The following is a 22378-nucleotide window of genomic DNA, read 5'->3' as shown; positions in this document are numbered from 1 at the left end:
AAATAACAGTTAATTTGACCTAATAATGGTAAATGGATTAGTTAGTGTGGTAAAACCAGGAAAAATGAATTAAGCCTTTTCTCTATTTAAAAGGGGTTTGAAAATATATTAGAAGAATTAAGACAGGTTAGTGTTAAGAAATTAGATAGATGGTTCTAGACATTTACTGAATAGATAGTATGAACGAGCGAAGTATTAGTTTAGAAGAGCAAAGATGATAGAAAGCGAAACAGACTCAGTTATTGAACTAAGTCTGTTAGGTTGGCCTCACATTACATTGGGTTTTACCAATTTCAGGTCTTATATAAGGCTTGCCAAAATAGCTACAGCGCCACCAACTGCTATAGACACTAAAGGAATAATTAAAAACTTGATAATATACTTTTTGCGCTTTTTTCTCTTATAAATTTCTTCTGGCGTTAAAAACATTAAAGGTCCCCCATTTTAAAGATTAATCAGGCAGAGGATGTAGATAGGTCATGTATGGTTGGATTTAGTTGAGTAGTTACATTTAACTTATCATCTTTTTCCCCGACCCCTACTTTTATTTATCGACAAAATCAGACGTATATTTAGTTTTTTCTACTGGGGGTTTTTTCCACAAAAAAACTAAGAGACCAACTTCTGCAGTTTTGTCTCTTAGTGAAAGGGTTGCGGGTGAGTGGAGGATTCTTCAAGAACGTTTAGAATGGTTTCTCGATCCGTTTGAGTGGGGTGTCTATAAGATTCTTTGTATTTTTCAGGCCCTTTCCCTGTCACGATTAAGCCGTCGTCTGCTTTTAAAGCGTGTACAGCATTTTCTATGGCTTCGGTCCGATCGGCTATCACTTGTACATTTGAGTAAGATTTACTTAGTGTATGGAGGTCTTTCAACATTGACTCTTCCTCAACACCATTTAAATCATCTAATGTTAAGATGACTTGTCTACTTAGACGGCTACTGGTATCAAGCATGTCCTTACGCTTTGAGGTATCACGTCCTCCTCTAAATCCAAAGACATGAATGAGATCATTTTCTATGCATTGTTTCGCTGTTGTTAAGGCATGTAATAACCCATCGGGGGTATGTGCGTAATCAATAATCGCCTTTGCTTCATTTGGCATCTTGATAATATCGAAACGACCAGGAGCCCCTTCAAAACTCTCAAGAGCTGATATGATATCTTCAGCCGCTAAACCAAGATCACGTGTGCAAAGATAACTTCCAACAGCATTAAAAATATTATGAACACCCGTCATTTTTAAGTGCACTTTGTAATCTGTCTCATGGTCGTTGATTACAAATGTCGCATTAGGTGTAGGTGTATACTCTTTTAAAAATATTAAATTTTTGTTTTTAGTATCTCCAAAAGGTATAGCAGGAATGAGCTCTTCGGCTAGTTCCGCATGTAGTCTTTCACCCCAAGAATTATAGGTGCCGATAATGGCTTTCCCTTCCTTCTTTAAACAAGAAAATAATCTCTTTTTCGCCTGATAATAGTTCTCCAAGTCCACGTGATAGTCCAAATGGTCATGGCTTAAATTTGTGAAAATGCCATAGTCGAACATCTGACCCGACACACGAAATTGGTCAAGTCCATGAGAGGAGACCTCCATCACAACATATTCGTCTTTGCTTTCATGAAGCATTTGTTGAATCGTAATTGCATCGGGTGTAGTTAAGGTAGATTCATATTCCACTCCGTTTAAATGATAGCCTACCGTCCCAAATAGGGAGGTTGTTTTCCCGTTTTCAGAGAGGATATGTCTAATAATATGAGCAGTCGTCGTCTTGCCATTTGTGCCAGTTATTCCAATGATTTTATGTTTCTTATGGGGCTCTTTATAAAAAATTGATGAAAAAAGCGGGAGACTCTCTCTAGCATTGGGCACGTGAAAGTAAGGAATCGGGATTTGTGGTTCAAGTTCCCTTTCGCCAACGACTGCAAGGGCCCCCTGTTCATAAGCTTGCTTTATATACTCATGACCGTCGGATTCATGTCCTGAAAGTGCTACAAACAGATGTCCATTTTTGATTTTTCTGGAGTCTGATTGGATGCCTTCAATCATTAAATTTTTGTCGCAAACCAACCCGACTTGTTGAAGCAGTGTATGCAGGGGAATATTCATGAATATCAACCTCAATATTATTTTTAATAATTTCATCTTTTTAGTTTCCGACAGATAGCCGAATCTATACCTTTAAAATGAAAGGACTTTTCAAAAAAAAACCCAAAGACTCGGTTGTTACTGGAGTCTTTGGGTTTATCTTTTGGGGTTAAAACAGCGGAATCCGAACGGCTAAATTTTTCATGTGTCGCATTTTAATCGATTAGTTGGTATGTTTCTTTATTACAAATTACATAAAGCTCGGCGTCTTCTGAGATCTTCTCATTTAAACGCCGGTTAATGTCTAATTGTTCGCCGTCAGCAATTAAGGTGGCTCCTTGCGCTAATAAGTCCTTAAATGCATCTTCATAGGTCACCCATTGTTCCTTTTTAGAGATCTTGTACAAGTCTTCGCCATCTTGCCTACTAATTAATTGGTTGTATAATTTACTGACCCCTTTATACATCGCAGCCCGGACTGCGAGTCTCGAAATCGTTTCCTGTGACAAAATAAATTCATCCACTTTCACGTGGGAAAAATTCGAGATATGTTTTTCAATGAGGATTTCGACGGTTGTATGGACGTTTGGTGCTAACCGTTCTGCGATAATAGCAACGGTTAATGTCTTTGAATCACGTAGAGATTGGTCTTGGATCGTGTCATCTGAGAAAATTATCACGGATTTTGCTTTCGAAATATTCGCTTTCTCGAAGGTTTCTTCCTCAGTAGAATCGCCTTGTATATAGTGAATGCGGTCAAGTGTGACGTCAAGTGGGGACTTCGCTAATGTGTCGATGATGACGATGTCCACAGATGAATTTGAGTTCAAAATTTCCTTTACCGCAATTTCTGTTTTCTTTCCCCATCCGATAATGATGATGTGATTTTCCTTTGTATAGTCCAATTTTCCTTCCTCCTTTTTTCTTCTGAAAATCGTGAATGCATCAATAATTTTCCCGATCACCACGCCCAACAAGCCAATCCCAATCAAATACATGAATACAGTGAATAGCTTTCCGGCTACAGTGACGGGGGAGTAATCGCCATAACCAACCGTGGCAAAGGTTGTCATCACAAAATAGAAAGAATTAAGCAGATTTCCAAAGTTATCGGGTTCTAGTAAATAAGCAAAAAATGTACAAAGGAACACAAAAATAACGGTAGTAAAAAGTAAGGTCAAATTTCCCATCTTTATTAAATTTAGTCCAAGCCTTATAAAAAAGTGCAATGATCTGTCCTCCAATCTAAATCTCCTACAATCAGATTATCCTAAAAGCCGAATAGGTACTAGGAAAAAATATGTTTCATTTATGAGGATTTTACTGTCATGAGTCAAACGGACTGAATGTTACCCCCTTTTATAAATTTATTGTTAATTCTAATAAGAGTAATTGCATGAGGGGAAACAATTTGATACGGTAACATTATCAATTTTAAAAAATGAGCCTAAACCTGGAGAATATACAGTATAGGAGCTTTTTATAGAATGAAAGATTAAAAGAAGAAGGTGAAAAGATGACAGATAAAAAAGGGAATATCCTTTTATCATTACTGGAAATATTCATTGTTTCCACAAGGCTAGGATTTACTTCATTTGGGGGACCTATTGCTCATTTAGGGTATTTTCATGAAGAGTATGTTCGACGTAGACAATGGATGGACGAAAAGAGTTATGCTGATTTGGTTGCATTATGTCAGTTTTTACCTGGACCGGCTAGTAGTCAGGTTGGTATTGGTATTGGTGTGATGCGCGCTGGTGTTTTTGGGGGAGTTGTCTCATTTCTTGGCTTTACCCTGCCGTCAATTATTGCACTGATTATTTTTGCTTTATTGCTAAATAGCTTCGGTTTTACAGATGCGGGCTGGATCCATGGCTTGAAAATTGTTGCTGTTGTGGTTGTGGCCCATGCCATTTTAGGGATGGCCAAAAATTTAACACCAGATGTGAAAAGGAAAACGATTGCCTTATTCGCTGTCGTGATTACTTTGGTATGGCAAACTGCTTTTACCCAGGTGAGCGTGATTTTACTCGCCGGCTTTGTCGGGTTTCTTCTTTATCAGACTCATACAATCGAGAAACCATCAGAAGAAATCCAATTTCCGATTTCCCATCGTTTTGCTATTATTTCTATCATTCTATTTTTCGGCTTGCTAATTGCGCTGCCAATTTTGCGAGAAGCAACGAATCTAAGTTGGATTGCGATGTTTGACAGCTTTTATCGGTCTGGCTCCCTTGTATTTGGTGGGGGGCATGTTGTGTTACCTTTGCTTGAGAGGGAATTTGTTCCGACGGGCTGGCTGAGCGAGGAAGAATTTCTTGCAGGGTACGGCGCAGCTCAAGCAGTGCCAGGTCCATTATTTACGTTTGCCGCTTATATTGGTGCTGTGATTAACGGCTGGAAAGGTGGCTTGCTAGCAACAGTTGCGATTTTCTTGCCGGCCTTTCTTCTAATTTTAGGGACGTTGCCATTTTGGAATTCATTACGTCGCAACCCGAAAATCAAGGGGGCATTAATGGGTGTGAATGCGGCTGTTGTGGGGATTTTAATTGCCGCACTTTATCATCCAATCTGGACTAGTTCAATCTTATCTGCGCTTGATTTTGCGTTAGCAGCGATCCTATTCAGCATGTTAGTGTTTTGGAAGTTACCCCCTTGGATGATTGTTGTAACAGGAGCACTAGGCGGATTTTTATTGTCCTTAATCTAAAAGAGACCACGGAAAAGGTCGGTTTTCACCTTTTCCGTAGTCTCTTATCCTAACACTTTAAACCGGGCGTCTTTAATCGAGCTTGGTACCTCGATAGTGTCTATCTTAACGAAGGTCCCATTCCCTACATCAACTTCTACCAATTCTACAATATCTTTGTTAGAACGAAGATATTGCATCAGTTGAGGATATATTTTAGGTGTTCCTTGTGCATAACGTTCATTTGGTATTTCTTTTTTTTCAATTAGAAGCTCGCATATTTTACGGATAGATAATCCTTCTGAAATATGGTGAATTACTTGATCATGGTGGGGGTGGAGATGATTTGCTTCCCTTTGTTTCGGTTGTTCTTTTTCGGTTGGTGTATCCTCGGAAAACAGGCTAAGTTGTTCGATAGTAGACCACTCCTTTTAATTGCATGCTGTTCTATCATTTTAGCACATAGTGCAATGGTGTTTAAGCTAAGTTGGTGCGCCATTTACTCATGAGAGCGGTTGGTATAGTTGTAATTAAAGTTTTAAAGGAGATATGGATTTAAATTACTGCAAGGATGAATATTGTGCAGTTGAGGTGGTAATCTACAGAATATATGGTTAAATAAATTTCTTTAAAAGGAGTTTATATGAAAAAAACCGACACTAAAGATTACTTACTCTTATTTACTGTTTGGATACTAACTCTCATTTGTTTACTTCTATTTATCCCACGCGATAAATTAAGGGAAGCCAGTGTTGCCTTTCATTTCAAACAACTCCTTACATGGTTGTTTGGATTAATAGTTGTAAATTTCAAACTTCTTGAGTACCCGGTTAGATTATTTAAAAGTGTCAACTCGAGCAGTTTCACTTTCGAATATTTTGTCTTCCCAAGTATTTGTGTGTTTTTCAATGTGTATTATCCGGAACAAGCCAAATCGTATTTAAAAGTTCTCTATCATTTACTTTATAGTTCCTTCCTTACTGGAATAGAAGTCCTGTTTGAACGAAATACGAACCTTGTCGATTATAAAAAGTGGAATTGGTCCGCCACGTTTGCCACAGTCAATTTAACTTTTTTTCTTTCGAGATTATACTATTTTTGGTTTTTTAAAGAAAAAATCGCCCCAAAAGGTTAAATAGCCTTTTGGGATCATCTTTATATGTTTATTTGAACATGAAAATTTTTTTGAATAGCTTCTTTTAAAAAGGAAGTAAATATAATAACTTCCTGTGTTTTCACTTTTGTTACAACATACGTTTTCGCTGAGGGGACGTTGATTTTCTCTGGCTGAATTTCAACTAACTTATCCGTTCTGATTTCACCTTCAACCATCGTTAAGGGCAAATAAGATACACCAAGCCCGGCCTCAATAAAACGTTTTGTTATTTCTACCTGATCAACAGCCATTGTTCGAGTGGAGGGATAATGTCTTCTCACTTCATGTAAAAGAAGTTCCCAATAGTCTGGATGATTATGAGTAATTAGCCGATATTTTTCTAAGGTAGCTTCTTCACCGAGAGTTTCTTCTTCTAAATGGGGTCCAACGAATAGAACACGTTCTTCATGAACAACCTCGCTAGTTATATTCGTTTGAAGGGGCTGAAGCTTTGTGAGCCCAATATCTGCCCTTCCTAAACTAATGCCCTCACCAATTTCATACGATTTTAGCACGCTGATAATCACTTCGATGTCTGGGTGTTCATCTATAAATCTCCGTAGTAATGAAGGGAGAATGGATGAGGCGATTTGTGGGGCAGCTGCGATAATTAATTTCTTGTTATAGCCCTGTTTCCATGCTTCAAAGTTATCGATTCCTTGGTCATATTTCTCAAGCATTTCTTTCGCATAAGGAAGAAACTTAGCACCAGCTGGGGTTAAGCTCACTGATTTGCCAACTCTTTCAAATAACACGGTGTTAAGTCTTTCCTCGAGACGTCGTATATGCTTCGTTATCGCAGGCTGTGTTAAAAAGAGTGCCTCCGAGGTTTTTCGGAAATTTTCGTTCTGAGCTGCAATGATAAACGTTCTAATCCAGCTAATTTCCATAGATACGCTCCCTTCTAATAACAAATGGTTATTAATCTTCTTTTAATTGGTTAATATCCATTATATACCTTAACGTCTATACTTTAGTTAACTTAAAGAAAAGGAGAGGTTAAGATGAAGGATCAATGGAATGCGAAATTGTATGATGGAAGTCACTCATTTGTTTCTAAGCTTGGAGAAGAGGTCATTGACTTATTGGCACCGCAGAGAGGGGAGTTTATTCTAGACCTTGGCTGTGGCACAGGAGATTTAGTAAGTCAATTATCAGAACAGGGAGTAAATGTTGAAGGTATTGATAAATCTATAAATATGGTTAATCAAGCAAAGAGTAAATACCCGAATAATAAATTTACGGCGAAGGATGCGGCTGAATTAACTTATCATCAGGAATTTGATGCGGTATTCTCTAATGCAGCTCTTCATTGGATGAAACAACCGAAGCCTGTCTTGCAATGTGTCTATAACAGTTTAAAACAAGGAGGAAGATTTGTTGCAGAATTCGGTGGCAAAGGGAATGTGAAAATCATAACCGATGAGGTTATCAAACAATGTAATTTGTTTGGACTGAATTATAAGAAGGAACAATTTCCATGGTATTTTCCAAGCATTGGTCAATATACGTCTTTAATGGAGGAAGTTGGCTTTAGCGTGACATTTGCGCACCACTTTGACCGACCTACACAATTAGCTGGTGAGGACGGATTAAGCAAGTGGATAGAGATGTTCGGAGCTGAGATGTTTGGCAGCGTTAAAGATTCTGAAAAAAAGGAAATCATTAAAAAAGTAGAAAGTAATTTAAGGAACGTTTTATATCAAGATGGAAATTGGATCGCTGACTATAAAAGAATTCGTGTCATGGCGAAAAAATAAGAATAGTACATACCAAACAAATGGGAGGGGATGATATTATTATTATCAATTAAAGGGGTAACAAATATGAGGAAAAAACAACTTACTTTAATACTATTCGTTGTTCTCCTAAATGTTTATAGGAGAACGTGGAAGGATATTCCTAAGTACTGGAAAAGCCTAGTTTACGTCAGTTTTGTTAATTCTTTATATTATTTTCTATTTAAAAAACGTCTTCTCTGGGATTTTAACGCTAAAGGTATGAATCAGGAGGTTTTGAGAAGGTTACACGTCTTCTTTGTCACCCCTTTACTCGTTCTTGCATGTTTATCGAAATTTCCCACTACAATAGGTAAACAAATTCTTCATGTCGTAAAATGGACATTGGCTTCTTGTATTGTTGAACAAGTTGTGTTAAAAAATAAGATGATTTTTTTTAAATATGGGTGGAGCACATTCTGGTCAGGGATGATTTACGTAGCCATGTATGGACTAAGTTATCTCTATATAAAAAAACCAGGTCTTACTTGGATAATTTCCTTTTTTACACTTATCTTTTTTATGGTGAAATTCAAACTACCTTTAGCAACAAGATTTCTCAAAAAGGCTCTTCTTAATTAAAAGAAGAGCCTTTCAACTTGGAACTGACTTTGATTATTCATTTTTTTCGATGGAGACTTTAACAACAGCTTCAAGTTGTTGGAGTGTTTCTATTGTCTTCGCTTGACAGCGTAGAGAGGAGCCCTTTATTAAGAATGTGTATTTTGAACAGTGATTAGATTGACTTTCTGTCGTTGATTTAATAATTTGAACTCCTCCCTCCTCTATTTGAGAAAAAACGTTTGCAAAGGAAATTGAGGCATCTGTAGTTATGGTTAATAGTAAGATTTTCTGGTTTTTATTTAAAAATGTATCCTCTACTTTATTAAATACAAATAAAACAATGAGGACTAGAAACGTCGTAACAATTGCTTCAAGGTACATGCCCGCTCCAACGACCAAGCCGATACCAGCGACAACCCAAATTGAAGCTGCGGTCGTCAAGCCTTTTACGTTCACGTCCCCTCTAACAATAATTGTCCCAGCACCAAGAAAGCCAATTCCCGCTATAACGTAGGAAGGGAGTCTGGCAGGATCAATATTTGTGACATCTTTATGAGTTGCGATAAAGTTTGAAAACCCATAGAGAGATAATAGCATAAGTAAACAAGCGCCTAGTCCAACAAGGATATGAGTTCGTAGTCCTGCTGGATGATTTTTTATTTCTCTTTCAAATCCAACGATGCTGCTAAGAACAATAATTAATAAAAGCCGTGATATCGATGTAAGTGCATCTGTAGTCATGTCCATTTTCGTTTCTCCTATTCTAGCGATGAATTTTTTATTTATAGATTAGATAAGTGGTTTTATAAGGAAGAAGCTTCGACTAAAATAGTTCACCTTCTATAAATAATTCCACATAAAAAGGAATTTAAACTTCTTAAGTCTGAGAAGGGTAGCACGTTATGAGGCTATTAAGAAAATATGGCTGCATCACCCTGTAAATATGTCCATATAAGCAGGGGTAATTGAGAAAAAAAGACACTATAATTCAAGCAAGAAATAAATTTGAAAGCGCAATCACAAAGACGATTAGGAGGGTTTAAATTGAGTATGTATAGTACTGGTCTGAAAACAAACACTTTCAAAAATCCATTAGGAATAGACTCTATGCAACCACATTTTAGTTGGGTTTTAACCTCATCAGAACGCGCACAAATACAAACTGCGTATCAAATTATGGTAGCAACAAGCTATGAAGAATTAATACGTGACAACGCTGATATGTGGGATAGCGGAAAAGAAGAGTCGAGTCAATCTGTGCAAATTTCTTATCAAGGGAAGAAGCTACAGTCAGGAGCTAAGTATTATTGGAAAGTGAAGGTGTGGGATAAAAATCACCAATCCTCTCCGTGGAGCGAACCTGCATTTTGGACGATGGGGCTATTAAGTCAATCGGAATGGGAAGGGAAATGGATTGGAGCCGAGGAGAAAACAAGGGATTCAGAAAAGTGGATGGATAAAGATTTAGAACCAAGCTTGTTTCTACGAAAAACATTTTCGACAAACAAAATGGTTGAATCTGCTACCGCTCATGTGACGGCACTAGGTGTCTATGAGTTTCATATTAATGAAAAGAGAGTAGAAGATGCTTATTTTGCGCCGGGTTTTACGGACTATAATCTAAGACTACAATATCAAATGTACGATGTAACAGAACTTCTGCAAGCAGGGGAGAATGCGGTTGGTGCTCTCCTCGGAACAGGCTGGTATGCAGGGTATGTTGGGATGCTCGGGAAAAATGTTTATGGAGAACAGCCGTTTTTTCAGATGCAACTAAATATTACGTATAAAGATGGAACTGTAGAAAGGATTGTAACTGATGAATCCTGGAGGGTCACTACGGGTCCTATTCTATATTCTGACATTATCAAAGGTGAGTATTATGACGCGCGATTAGAATTGTCTGGTTGGAACTCTGCCAAGTATGATGATTCCAGTTGGGAGGCTCCACTCGTTAAGGACGATTATGAAGGGGAGCTTGTTTCTCAAATTGATCCTCCGGTTAGAATTACAGAGAATTTAACACCGGTTTCAGTCTCTACCTCACCGAGTGGGACAACGATTTTCGATTTAGGACAGAACATGATTGGGTGGGCCAAGCTGAAGGTAAGCGGCAGAGAAGGAACGAAAGTCACGGTGAGATATGCTGAAATGCTTCAAGAAGATGGAAGTCTTTATACAGAAAATCTTCGCAAAGCAAGGCCAGAAGGTATTTATATTTTAAAGGGAAACGGAGTCGAGGTTTTCGAACCACATTTTACATTTCATGGATTCCGGTTTGTTGAAGTGATTTGTGAAGGTGAACCATTGACTTCGGTTGATATTGAAGGAAGAGTCGTCCATTCCGATACACCGGTTACAGGAATGTTTGAAACATCGGATGAGATGGTGAATAAATTATATCAAAATATTACATGGGGACAAAGAGGTAATTTCTTAAGTATTCCAACGGATTGCCCACAAAGAGATGAACGTTTAGGTTGGACGGGTGATGCACAAATATTTATTCGTACAGCTAGCTACAATATGGATGTGGCCAACTTTTTTCGGAAGTTTACAGAAGACTTAGTTGATGCTCAGCTTCCGAGTGGTGCGTTTACAGATATTGTTCCTGACGCTGGCTGGATTAATTTAAAAAGGAAAAAATATAATGAGAAAACAACGATTTTAACAGATGTTATCCATCCTATTGAAAATTGGTTAACTGATGCGAATGCAGGGTGGGGTGACGCAGGGGTCGTCGTGCCTTGGACGGTGTATTTAGTGTACGGTGATAGGCACATTTTAGAAACGCATTACAAGCCAATGTCGCGCTGGATTGACTATCTGGTCGAACATAGTACGAATTATATTCGTCCAGATGATACCGTATACGGAGATTGGTTAGCTATTGATGAAGAAACACCAAAGGATGTTTTAGCAACGGCCTACTTCGCCTACAGTGTTGAAATTATGGCAAAGGTCGCAGCAGCGCTTGGAAAAACAGAAGAGGAACATAAGTACAAAACATTGTTTGAGAAAATAAAGAAAGCTTTTAATGAAACGTTTGTGACAGAGGATGGAAAAGTTAAAGGTGAGACACAGACGGGATATGTGCTGGCCTTAAATATGAATCTATTAACAGGCGAGAAAAAGAAAAAGGCAAGTCAGCACTTGGTTAACAATATTAAGAGACGAAATGGACATCTCTCAACAGGCTTTTTAGGAGTAGGCTATCTGCTACCGGTTCTTACCGATAATGGCTATTTAGATGTGGCATACAGTCTTTTGAAAAAGGATACCTTTCCTTCATGGTTATATTCAGTAAAGCACGGAGCTACAACGATTTGGGAGCGTTGGGATGGGTGGACTGCTCATAAAGGATTCCAAAGTGCACAGATGAATTCGTTTAATCATTATTCCTTAGGGTCTGTAGGGGAGTGGATGTATCGTTATGTGGCCGGAATTGATGTGAAACCAGAGGGAGCTGGCTTTAAACAAATTACCATTCATCCAAGACCAGGAGGAGGATTGACCTTTGCTAAAGGCCATTTTGAATCGGTTCATGGACAAATTAGATCAGAGTGGACGCTTGAAAATGGACGTTTTACATGTAAAGTACGTATTCCCGTGAATACAACAGCAACTGTTCATATCCCTGGCAAGTTGACTACTCAGCTGGGTTCTGATGTGCTGGTTATCGGAACGGAAGAAGGCACCACTGTGTATGAAGTCGGATCTGGTGATTATGATTTTGAGTCGGTAATGGAAACGATCTCAGTTTAAAGGCAAACAACACTAGCTTGCACGTAAAGATAATTCTGTAAGCAACCTTATTTCGAAATTCATCGGAGTAAGGTTGTTTTCGTTCTTTTGAAATTCATTGGATAACTATGACTACCTTTATACATAAAATCCGCTCTGGTATAATGAAGAGAACTTTAATACGAATGTAACAGGAAAAATGGATGGAGGAAATGAGTAATGGTTGATTTACCGAATTGTCCTATATGTAACTCGGAATATACATATGAGGATGGAAGTCTGTTAGTTTGTCCAGAATGCAGTCATGAGTGGATGTTAGAATCGGAAACTGAAAATAATGAAAATAAAAAGATTATCAAGGATGCAAATGGAAATGTCTTAAATGACGGTGATTCTGTCACGGTAATGAAAGACCTTAAGGTAAAGGGAAGTTCCTCGGTTGTAAAAATAGGGACAAAAGTAAAGAATATTCGTTTGGTTGATGGTGAGCACGATATTGATTGCAAAATTGATGGTTTTGGAGAGATGCAATTAAAATCACAGTTTGTAAAAAAGGCTGCTCAGTAAGAACATTGAAATAGGTGAAAAACGTACATATTTCAATGATCTCTTGAACGTGCTTTTCGGTATTTTTGTGGAGATAAGCCAAACTTCTTTGTGAAAAGCTCCCTGAAATAATCATCATCTTTGTAGCCAACTCTTTCGCTGATTTCTCTTACAGAATGATCAGTCGTTCTGAGTAACCGTCCGCTTTCTTCCATCCGTTTGTTTTGGAGGTATTCTGTAAATGTTTGACTTGTATGTTTTTTAAAGAGCCTAGAGAAATGACGTGGACTCACCAGCATATTCGTTGCCATTTCTGTTAGGGTTAGAGGCTCATTAAAATGGTTATCGATATAAGATATCATTTCATCAAAAACCATTGAAGCAGACGATGTCTCTTTTTCAAGAGTTCGGTTTTTTAATCGGAACAATAGAATCATAAGCTCTATCACTTTTGATTCCAAAACAATAGAATAACCAACGTGTTTATATTGATATTCAAGGTAAATCGACCGAATTAATCGTAGGCAGCTATCTTGTTTATCCCTTAAATGAATATAGTTATTCATCAAACCTTGCTGCAAGAGAGCGCACCATTCTGATAATGCATATTCCTGCTGGTGATTTGTTTCATTGATGAGACCTTGTAGGAGGGAAGGGGAGAAAAGGACATTATAAACCGTTAGTTTATTCTTTGAATTAGCAGAGTTTGGTCGAAAGACATGGTTGGCCCCAATTGGAATAATAAATAATTCACCTTTATTAACGGGGATCACTTCACCATTAATATGATGAAAACCTTTACCCTCTTCAATAATAGTAATTTCTATAAAATCATGAGAGTGATGCGTGCTTATAAAGTCTTCATGGTATCTGTTAACATGTAGAGGGATTTTATCTGAGAAATAAGTGCGACCAGTTAATTGATGTTTAGACCTCTCCATTGGAAATGCTCCTTTTCTTGAAATACCTTATCGGTTTGGACTCATTTATGTCGTTATGAAACAAAAAGACTGATATTCCAATTCTAACATACGAATACTTGAGTGCTAGATTGTCAAAGAATCTCGTTCATAACGACTCTTTAACTCAACGAAAGAATAGATTAAGGGTAAGGTGCTTATATGATAAAAACAATTTACACATTTGCTCAATGGATGCTCACTCAACTATCTAGAATTAGAACAAAGCTCTTTCTTACGTACTTTTTCTTAATTGTGATAACGGTTACAATTATTGGGTTTTCTTCAGCATATTACTCTCAACTTTCTATTAATTCGAAAATAGAGCAAGCAAATATGTTGATTGTAACTCAAATTCAAAAAAATCTTGATTCTAAATTCTCCCAAATTCGCAATCTTCTCGTTTCCCCATATTACCGAACTGATTTTGTAAGTGGCATTAATCAATATGACTTGATGACGACCTCTGAACAGTTTTTATTTAAACAAAATTTATCTGATTATTTCTTGAAAAGTTTATTTATCTCTCCACAGGACGACTATGTAGGGTTTCACATTTTCTATCATACGGGTGAATTGCTGTATACGACACCAGGGATCGATAAAAACGGGTTAGAGCGCTCGTATTCAACTTCGGAATGGGTGAAAAAGACAATAGAAAAGAATGGGAATGTGTACTTTAGTGGGCCCTATCAGGATCAATTTCGGAATAATGAGCGTAATTTATATTCTGCGTCCATTATGGTAAGAGATTATCCAGATCACCAAAATATATTTAGTATTGTACGATATGAGTACTCCTTTGACAATATTGAGAACATTAGTAAGGATGCTAATATCTCTGAGAATAGTGAACTGTTAATTGTCGACGAGCAAAATCAAATTGTATTCTCAACAATGGAAAACTTAGAGGTTGGCGACCTTTACCATACGGAATTGATGTCCTATGTGAATGGGCTAAAAGGAATGTTCTGGTTTAAAAATGAGGAAGGCACTTCTCTTATTACATATAGCAAATTGGAGGAACCAAACTGGAAAATGTTGCTCATTACCCCAAAAGGGGATTTAGTTGAGGCATCTTCGAATATTAGAAACACAACCATTATATTGGCGCTTATTGCCTTTTTTGTTACGGCTATTATTTCGTTGTTTTTCTCGAAAAGTATAACGGCTCCTATCATTAATTTGTATCGATCCTTAAATCGCACAAAACAAAACTATCTTCACGAACGACCAGAAACAAACCCTAATGAAATCAAGTATATTACTGAAAACGTGAATCAAATGGTCGTAGAAATTGAAAGTCTACTCAAAGCGAAATATATTTACGAAATTAAGCTTAGGGAATCTGAATTAGCGATGCTCTATTCGCAAATTAATCCACATTTTCTTTATAATACGCTCGATAGCATTCGAGCGATGTCAGATTATTATAAGGTAGAGGACATTTCATTAATGACGCAGTCCTTAGCAGATATGCTTCGTTATAGCACAAAGCACAATGCCGATTATGTGAAAATTGAAGAGGAGATTCGGCATGTAAAAGATTATTTAACGATCCAGAAAATACGTTTTCAACATAAAATTGCTGTTGATGTGGAGATAGATGAAGATGTCCTAAAAGAAGACATGCTTAAAATGACGCTACAGCCGTTAATTGAAAACTCAATGCATCATGGTCTAGAAAGGAAAAAAGGAAAAGGAGAGTTAACCTTAAAAACATATGGAGATTCACACTTTATTTACTTTGATATTATCGATGATGGACTTGGAATCGAGGAAGAAAAGCTAAAGCAGATGAAGAAAGAGTTGGTGGAAATTAGAAATAAGCTTGATGTAAAGAACCACAAAGTATTAGGTATTGGGTTGAGCAATGTGTACAGTCGGTACTTGATTCAATATGGAATGGATTTTGATATGGATATTCAAAGTCAACTGGGTAAAGGAACTCACATCCAAATGAAATTCCCCAAAAGGCAAAAGTCGAAATAGTGAACAAAAAGAAGTCAGAATATTTTATTTTTATTTCTGTCAGAAAATCTATAATCAAAGTATAGTTAACCCACTATTCAAATGGATGGTGGGTGATAGGAAGGAAGTGAAAAAGCTGTCCGTTGTTGCAAAGTCTCTGGGTCTAGTTCTTTTATTAGTTTCAAAAATGAAAACGCATTCATTCTAAACCAAAATTGATTGGAGGAATCATGATGAAGTCATTACGAACGACGATTTTGTTTGCCTTTATTATTTCATGCTTAATCATTATATCAGCTTGTGGTGGTAAGGATACAGGGGGATCACAAACTCCTACAGAAAATGAAGAGGAAACACCTGCAGTAAACGAGGAACCGGCTAAGAGCGACCCGGTTACACTAAGTTTTACGATTGCAAATACGGCAGATTTGACACCGTATCAACAAATCTTTGAAAAGTTTAATGAAGAAACAGGACATAAAGTCGAAATCCAGCCACTACCTGGTGGAGCAGATTATGACAATATGTTAAAGACACGGTTTGGGACAGGTGATTATCCTGATATCTTCTTAATGCAGCCCGGTACAAAACAGAATATAAAGTTTAGAGCAGAGGAAGAGCTTTATGACTTTTCAAATGAAACGGCTATTCTAGAGCATATAAATGAGGCTGCTGTTGAATACCAAACAACTCAAGATAATAAAATCTACGGGATTCCGTGGGGAACCACAGGGGCAATGGGGATTTACTATAATAAGCAAATATTTGCTGAGGTCGGGGTAGACCTTCCACAAAATTACCAAGAACTTATCGACACTGCAGAGAAAATCAAAGCTGCAGGGTATACACCTTTTTATGAGGCTGTTAGTGATGGTTGGCCTGCGCAGATTTTTCACTTAAGTGGATGGACGACATATGTTGACCCAGCAATTGGGGAAGAAGGCGTACTAAAGTTAGATAGCAACGAATTGAAATTAGCTGAGATTCCTGAACTAAAAGGCTTACTAGAAAAACAATTAGATATTAAGGAACGTGGGTTATATCAAGAGAATATTTTGGCCGGAACATATGATGACCAACAAGAGCAGTTCGGGCAAGGAAATGTAGCCATGATTTTTCAAATCGCAAATATTATCCCGTTAATGGTCGAAAAGTTTGGAGAAGAGTTTGTTGTTGATAACCTTGGTTACATGCCATTTCCTTCAGAAACGGATCGTGGTGTAGCAATGATTACCCAGCCTGACCAATTAATGATTTCGAGTCAAGGAGACCATGTCGATGTAGCGGTTGAGCTTGTTGAATTTATGACGTCTCAAGAAATGGTTGAATATTGGTACAGTGAACAACCAGGCATTCCTATTTACAAGGGAGTCGAAAGCAAATTGTATCCAGCTCAAGAAGACGTTGTTGAGTTTATCGATGCAGGGCAGTCAATGATTAATATCCAAAACCGGTTAACACCTACATTTGTTGACTTTGCAAAGAGCCTTCAAACAATGTTTATCGAAGAAGATGTTGATGCAGCCCTTAATGAATTAGACGAGAACTATCGTCGCGATGGTCGAAACAAACGATTACCTGGATTTGAATAAGTAAGCGCTTTAATAGAGAGGGGGTTCTTCCCCTCTCTACCATAAAAGGTCATCTAAGGTGGGTTGACAGGATGCATATAACAAGTAAATATCCATATTATTTTTTAGCGCCTGCATTAATCGTCTTTCTTATATTTTCGATTTTTCCGACGTTAACAGGGTTTTATTACAGCTTTACCGACTGGAATATTTATGCTCATGATATTCGCTTTACCGGTTTGGAAAATTACAAACAAATGCTTGAAGATAAACGTGTGATTACGGCGTTCAAGAATACGATTATTTTTGCCGTAGCTGTTACGATTTTACAAAATGTATTTGGATTAATTCTTGCCTTAATGTTAAATGAGGCCCTTTATGCTAGGAATTTACTTCGAACGATATTTTTTATGCCATATGTTATAGCTCCGATTATCATTGGTCATATATTTTCAGCACTTTATCACCCAGACAATGGAATGATAAATGAAATATTACGAGCGGTCGGATTAGGATCTTTTGCAATGGACTGGCTAAACAATCCGAACATTGCTCTATTTTCAATCATTGCTACAGATGTTTGGCGGGTAACCGGGTTTGCCATGATTATCTATCTGGCTGGCCTGCAGTTTATTCCAAAGGACCTTTTAGAGTCAGCGAATATTGATGGTGCGAACTACTGGGAGCGTTTCAAAAATATTATCTTTCCTCTGTTGGCTCCTTCTTTTACAATCAATATTTTATTATCCTTGATTTCTTCAATGAAAGTATTTGAGATTGTGATTGTGCTAACGGAAGGTGGGCCAGGGTATCGAACGGAGGTCTTCAATACGTATATTATGAGGATGTTTAGTTCAGGTGAGCTCGGCTATTCAACGGCTGTTAATCTCGTTTTATTCGTTTTGATTACTGGTATTGGGATACCAGTGCTGCATTTTCTTAGAAAAAGAGAGGTGGAAATGTAATGAGAAAGAAAAGTAAACTCATCCCCATCTTATTAATGATTGTCTGTATTGCGCTCTCCGCAGTCGTCATTATTCCATTTCTCGTCATTTTTCTTAATTCCTTTAAAGGGGTTCGGGAAGCTGCCATGTTTAATTTAGCGCTTCCTTCTGAACTTGTCTTTTCGAATTATTTACAAGTCTTTCAGCAAACCAATATTTTAAGAGGATTTATGAATAGTTTCTTTATCTCAGGAAGTGTTGTCTTTTGCATTAATTTATTTGCCTCTATGGCGGCCTTTCTTATTCAACGAAGAGATAATAAGTTTCTGAAGTTTATTTATTACTTCTTTATCGTAGGTCTCATTATGCCAGTTGCTATCGTTCCAACGATTAAATTAATGCATGATTTAAATATTAATGGGACTTATTTTAGCATTATTATGTATTATACCGGGGTTATGCTCCCATTCGGGACGTTCTTGTTTGTTGGCTTTATGAAGAATATTCCAAGAGAACTAGACGAAGCGGCTTTGCTAGAAGGGTGCAGTTTTCTGAAATTGTTCTACCGAATTATTATGCCGCTTGTATCACCCGTTATTATCACAGTAACGATTGTCGTCATGCTGTTTGTTTGGAATGATTTCACAGGACCATTTTATCTTGTTACCGATGTTAGTAAATGGACCATTGTGCTAATGATTTTTAATTTCATCACGCAGTATAGCACAAATTGGGGTGTTGTATTCGCGTTTATGATGTTAGTTATTTCACCTGTACTGCTCACTTATTTTCTATTACAGAAATATATTATTGGTGGTTTAACAGTGGGATCTGTAAAAGGCTAAGAAAGGAGAGATTAGGTGTACAAGGTTATCGTGGTAGATGATGAACTATGGATTCGTAGAGGGCTTATCAATCTAATTGATTGGGAAGGGTTAGACTTTACATTGGTTGGAGAGTCGGATGATGGGGAAGAGGCTTTTGAATTAGTCAGGGATGTAAAACCAGATGTCATTATCATGGATATGAGAATGCCTGGCATGGACGGTAGAGAATTGATTCGCTCCCTCCATCAAGAGTTTCCATATATTTTATCAGTCGTTATTAGTGGTTATTCAGATTTTGAATACACACATGAGGCAATTAAGAATAAGGCTTTCGACTACTTATTAAAGCCAGTAAAAAAAGATGATTTAAATCAGGTTCTTGAAAAGGTGAAACAAGAGCTACTAAGTAGGGATATTCAAGAAGCTCATGAGCAAACGGTCTATACGTATAACGATACTCTATCCATTAGTCGACTTATCTTCCAGGGTGACCAAGTGTCTGGTGAACATTCTAAACGGAAAGATAGGGAAAGTGAACATCTCATTTTCTCCAAAAACTCTAGCAAACTTATTTGTATCGGTCAGATTGATTCGTTTGAGTATAAAGATTGTCGTTTAAAGCAAGCCGTTCTAAGTCTTGAGACTGCTAAACAACAACTGAAGCACCAACTTGAAAAGTTAGAGTACGATTATGAACTTCTAATAAATGAACGGGTCGACAAGAATGAATTTGTGATAATTATTTATTCCAATCACCTTAATAAACAGACGATAAAGACGTGGTTTGAAAACCATCAATCGGAACATAAAGGTGAGGAAATAAAGATGAGCTTTGGGCTAAGTCAAGTTGTTCACCAACCCTCTCTTCTCCACGAAGCTTACCTATGTGCGAGTGAAGCGTTGAAGAAAAAGTCTATAACTAAAAGTGGTCTTGTTTTAGATGGAGAGTTTTTAGATGAACTAACTTTTCTCTATCCAGAAGAGAAGGAACAAGTAATTTTATTAAGTTTAAAATCTGGTCATCACGAGAATGTTTTGGCAAGCTTTGACCAATTTTGTGATTACCTCGTGTCTAATGAGAGTAGTGTGGGCTTCATGCAAAAGTGTTTTGTCATCCTGGTTCATTCGATTGAAAAGTTGTTGAATGTGGGTGAGTCTAGTATGGAGCAAATAACGGGCCATGGAACAATGGCTTTTGACGATTTAATAAAAAAACAAAACTCAATAGTTTCAATTAAAGAGGTTTTTAATGAAATCCTCCCACGTGTGACAAAGCATTATCAGAAAGGAACCAATAAGCAAGGCGCAGAGCTTGTACAGGTCATTATTAAATCAATTGAAACACACTATTTCATGCCCTTGTCATTAACGAAAATAGCGGAGGAGCATTTTGTAAATGCCGACCATATAGCTAGACTTTTTAAAAAAGAAACAGGGCAAAACTTTGTAGAATACTTAACGGATTATCGAATTGAGAAGTCGAAGGAAATGCTTTGTTCAGGAAACTATAAAAATTATGAAATCGCTGAAATGGTTGGGTATGAGAATTACCGTTATTTCAGTCAAATCTTTAAGAAAAAAACAGGGATGACAATTGGTGATTTTAAAAAAACCAAAAAAAATAATAAAGCGTTTCCAATGCAGGTTAGGAAAGCTTTATAAATTAATTTTTTAAGGGAGAGATAAACATGCCAGAAACAAAAAGGTTAATTCCAGATACATTGCTATTAGAAGAGAGAGCGAAGCACGTGCTAAATACTATTATTGGTATGGCTGATGAAGATTTTGATTATATTCCATTTTTCAATGCGACATTAATCTCGAAGCCTGCTTTTATGACACATGGATCATGGGATTATGGATCGAGTCATGGGAGATTAATTGATGCGCTAACCTTGGCTCGTCATATGACCGGAGAAAAAGAGTTTGGGGCTAAAGTTGAGGAAAAGTATAAGCGTAATTTGCTCAGTTTCTTTAAAGAAGATGGTTTGAGCTATCGTCAGAAACGTCCAGATGGTACGGGTGATGAAACGGCTAATCTCATTGACCAACGGGCGGTTATTCTTTCGATGACAGCTTGGTATATGGCCACAAAGGATGAAAAAGTAAAAGAAATCTGTGATAGACATGTGGCGGCTTTAAAACGTATTGCGATTAAAGAGAAGGATATTTGGTATTATCCTGCTTCCGAATATACGGTCGATGGCTGGCCTTCCCCAAACGCGATTAATTTACGCCTTGCCCCGGATCCAGCTTCTTTCTCTGGCCGGTTAATCATGCCATTGCTTAAGTTTCATGAAGTAACAGGGAATAAAGATGCGTTTGAAATCTGTCAGTACTTTGCTCATTTTATTATGACACGTAGTGGTGTATATAACGAAGATGGAAGCTTTAATTCCGCACTTGCTTATCGAAGTGGACATTTTCATACACGTCTTGGGACATTAGATGCGCTTGCTAGATTTGGATTGTTTACGAAAGATTCATCGGTGATAAATTTTGTGAAAAAGAGCTATGACTGGGCACTAAAGCAATGCACGGCTTTTGGCTGGACACCAGGTGATATGCAGGAACAAGCGTATGAGCATGAAACGTGTTCACTTGTCGATTTAATTGCAACAGGAATTACGTTAGCGAGAAGTGGCTATAGCGAATATTGGGGTGTCGTTGAACGCTTCCTACGTAACCATTTAACAGAAACTCAGCTTCTTGATTTGGACTGGGTTGAAGAAGCACATGACCACTCTATGGATGAGGTTGGTTCGAAAACCTATTACAAAGTAGCTGAACGGACGCGCGGTGCTTTCGCAGGTTACTCTGCTCCGAATGATTTTGTTTGTGATGTGAATCATGGACGTGGACATACAAGTGATTTGCAGCTTTGTTGCATCGGTTCCGGAACAAGAGCTTTATTTATGGGTTGGAACAATATTCTCTTAGAGGAAGATGGGAATGTTCGGATTAACTTATTGCTAAGTCGGGGAACACGCCTGCTTGATGTGCATAGTCATTTACCACATGAAGGCCGGGTTGAGTTAGATATTCATGAAAACATCCCTAGCTTGCAAATTCGTATTCCAGACTGGGCTGGTTATAACCAAGTGAAGGTTGAAAAAGTAAGTGGTGATCATGTCGATGCCATCAGTGGAAATGATCCAGGTGTTTGGATGAACAGACGATTTCTTGATTTAGGGTCAGTTCAAGCTGGTGATGTGGTCAACATTACGTTCCCAATGAGTGAGTATAAAACAGTAGAAACGGCAATTGGCCAGGAATTTGAAGTGAAATGGCGCGGGGATGATGTGATTCATATCTCTCCTGAAGGAAAGTATAAACCATTGTATAACCAACGAAAGGTCTATGACAAAGCGCCAATGAAAGAAGGTTCTTACTATAAAGAAGAAGAGGAACTGTACTGGTAGGTTCTGGAAACACCCCTTCACAAAGAAGAATCGTAAAGGAATTAATTTACAGAAAAAATAGAGAGACTAAATGTGGGTCAGCCTCTCCTCAATCGAAGGTTAACTAAAAAAAGACAAAG

General features: G+C 37.6%; 18 protein-coding genes. 11 read left to right on the top strand and 7 right to left on the bottom strand.

Annotated elements, in window-relative coordinates:
- Positions 1-300 precede the first annotated feature (300 nt).
- The 3 genes from CEF19_RS23950 to CEF19_RS07585 form a co-directional block, all read right to left on the bottom strand.
- Positions 301-429 (bottom strand): hypothetical protein, encoded by a 129-nt coding sequence (locus CEF19_RS23950; protein ID WP_264755125.1) that lies wholly within the window; start codon positions 427-429, stop codon positions 301-303.
- A 210-nt stretch (positions 430-639) separates the two neighbouring features.
- Entirely contained in the window at positions 640-2109 is a 1470-nt protein-coding gene (locus CEF19_RS07590; RefSeq protein WP_157800900.1) for a UDP-N-acetylmuramoyl-L-alanyl-D-glutamate--2,6-diaminopimelate ligase, read from the bottom strand.
- Between the two features lie 194 nt (positions 2110-2303).
- A complete protein-coding gene (locus CEF19_RS07585) occupies positions 2304-3332 on the bottom strand; it encodes a potassium channel family protein (RefSeq protein ID WP_227521945.1) in 1029 nt (342 codons plus the stop codon).
- A gap of 272 nt (positions 3333-3604) precedes the next feature.
- Between CEF19_RS07585 and CEF19_RS07580 the strand changes: the two genes are divergently transcribed.
- Positions 3605-4798 (top strand): chromate transporter, encoded by a 1194-nt coding sequence (locus CEF19_RS07580; RefSeq protein ID WP_100405536.1) that lies wholly within the window; start codon positions 3605-3607, stop codon positions 4796-4798.
- 44 nt (positions 4799-4842) lie between these two features.
- On the opposite strand, the gene CEF19_RS24210 is transcribed toward CEF19_RS07580, so the two are convergent.
- Entirely contained in the window at positions 4843-5067 is a 225-nt protein-coding gene (locus CEF19_RS24210) for a DUF3895 domain-containing protein (protein ID WP_406565380.1), read from the bottom strand.
- 353 nt (positions 5068-5420) lie between these two features.
- Between CEF19_RS24210 and CEF19_RS07575 the strand changes: the two genes are divergently transcribed.
- Positions 5421-5912, top strand: coding sequence for a CBO0543 family protein (locus CEF19_RS07575; protein ID WP_198510256.1), 492 nt, complete (start codon positions 5421-5423; stop codon positions 5910-5912).
- A 20-nt stretch (positions 5913-5932) separates the two neighbouring features.
- Here the strand turns inward: CEF19_RS07575 and CEF19_RS07570 are convergent, their stop codons facing one another.
- Positions 5933-6823: a LysR family transcriptional regulator gene (locus CEF19_RS07570; protein ID WP_100405535.1), complete on the bottom strand. Its 891-nt coding sequence runs from the start codon at positions 6821-6823 to the stop codon at positions 5933-5935.
- A 114-nt stretch (positions 6824-6937) separates the two neighbouring features.
- On the opposite strand from CEF19_RS07570, the gene CEF19_RS07565 reads away from it, so the two are divergent.
- Positions 6938-7693 (top strand): class I SAM-dependent methyltransferase, encoded by a 756-nt coding sequence (locus CEF19_RS07565; RefSeq protein ID WP_100405534.1) that lies wholly within the window; start codon positions 6938-6940, stop codon positions 7691-7693.
- A gap of 633 nt (positions 7694-8326) precedes the next feature.
- On the opposite strand, the gene CEF19_RS07555 is transcribed toward CEF19_RS07565, so the two are convergent.
- The gene (locus CEF19_RS07555; RefSeq protein WP_100405532.1) at positions 8327-9022 is read right to left on the bottom strand and encodes an MgtC/SapB family protein; all 696 of its coding nucleotides are present in this window, start codon (positions 9020-9022) and stop codon (positions 8327-8329) included.
- A gap of 303 nt (positions 9023-9325) precedes the next feature.
- Between CEF19_RS07555 and CEF19_RS07550 the strand changes: the two genes are divergently transcribed.
- Positions 9326-12040 carry a glycoside hydrolase family 78 protein gene (locus tag CEF19_RS07550; RefSeq protein WP_100408242.1) on the top strand — a complete coding sequence of 905 codons (2715 nt, stop codon included), beginning with the start codon at positions 9326-9328 and terminating at the stop codon, positions 12038-12040.
- A gap of 198 nt (positions 12041-12238) precedes the next feature.
- Complete coding sequence (locus tag CEF19_RS07545; RefSeq protein WP_100405531.1) at positions 12239-12586, top strand: zinc ribbon domain-containing protein YjdM; 348 nt, start codon at positions 12239-12241, stop codon at positions 12584-12586.
- Positions 12587-12618: 32 nt separating this feature from the next.
- Here CEF19_RS07545 and CEF19_RS07540 read toward each other — a convergent pair whose 3' ends face one another.
- On the bottom strand, positions 12619-13506 hold the full coding sequence (locus CEF19_RS07540; RefSeq protein WP_100405530.1) for an AraC family transcriptional regulator: 888 nt from the start codon (positions 13504-13506) through the stop codon (positions 12619-12621).
- 180 nt (positions 13507-13686) lie between these two features.
- Here CEF19_RS07540 and CEF19_RS07535 point away from each other — a divergent pair, with 180 nt between their 5' ends.
- The 6 genes from CEF19_RS07535 to CEF19_RS07510 all read left to right on the top strand — a co-directional run bounded on the left by CEF19_RS07535 (position 13687) and on the right by CEF19_RS07510 (position 22259).
- Complete coding sequence (locus tag CEF19_RS07535; protein WP_100405529.1) at positions 13687-15516, top strand: cache domain-containing sensor histidine kinase; 1830 nt, start codon at positions 13687-13689, stop codon at positions 15514-15516.
- A gap of 209 nt (positions 15517-15725) precedes the next feature.
- Positions 15726-17087 (top strand): ABC transporter substrate-binding protein, encoded by a 1362-nt coding sequence (locus tag CEF19_RS07530; protein ID WP_100405528.1) that lies wholly within the window; start codon positions 15726-15728, stop codon positions 17085-17087.
- 71 nt (positions 17088-17158) lie between these two features.
- On the top strand, positions 17159-18031 hold the full coding sequence (locus CEF19_RS07525) for a carbohydrate ABC transporter permease (protein WP_100405527.1): 873 nt from the start codon (positions 17159-17161) through the stop codon (positions 18029-18031).
- Positions 18031-18855, top strand: coding sequence for a carbohydrate ABC transporter permease (locus CEF19_RS07520; protein WP_100405526.1), 825 nt, complete (start codon positions 18031-18033; stop codon positions 18853-18855). The genes CEF19_RS07525 and CEF19_RS07520 overlap by 1 nt, the downstream gene beginning before the upstream one ends.
- A gap of 15 nt (positions 18856-18870) precedes the next feature.
- On the top strand, positions 18871-20499 hold the full coding sequence (locus CEF19_RS07515) for a response regulator transcription factor (protein ID WP_100405525.1): 1629 nt from the start codon (positions 18871-18873) through the stop codon (positions 20497-20499).
- 26 nt (positions 20500-20525) lie between these two features.
- Complete coding sequence (locus tag CEF19_RS07510; protein WP_100405524.1) at positions 20526-22259, top strand: glycoside hydrolase family protein; 1734 nt, start codon at positions 20526-20528, stop codon at positions 22257-22259.
- The last annotated feature ends 119 nt before the right edge of the window (positions 22260-22378 follow it).

This window comes from Bacillus solitudinis (assembly GCF_002797395.1).
Taxonomy (GTDB): domain Bacteria; phylum Bacillota; class Bacilli; order Bacillales; family Bacillaceae_D; genus Halalkalibacter_A; species Halalkalibacter_A solitudinis.
Note: the sequence above shows the minus strand (reverse complement) of the source record. Positions and strands in the feature narration are given on the sequence as shown.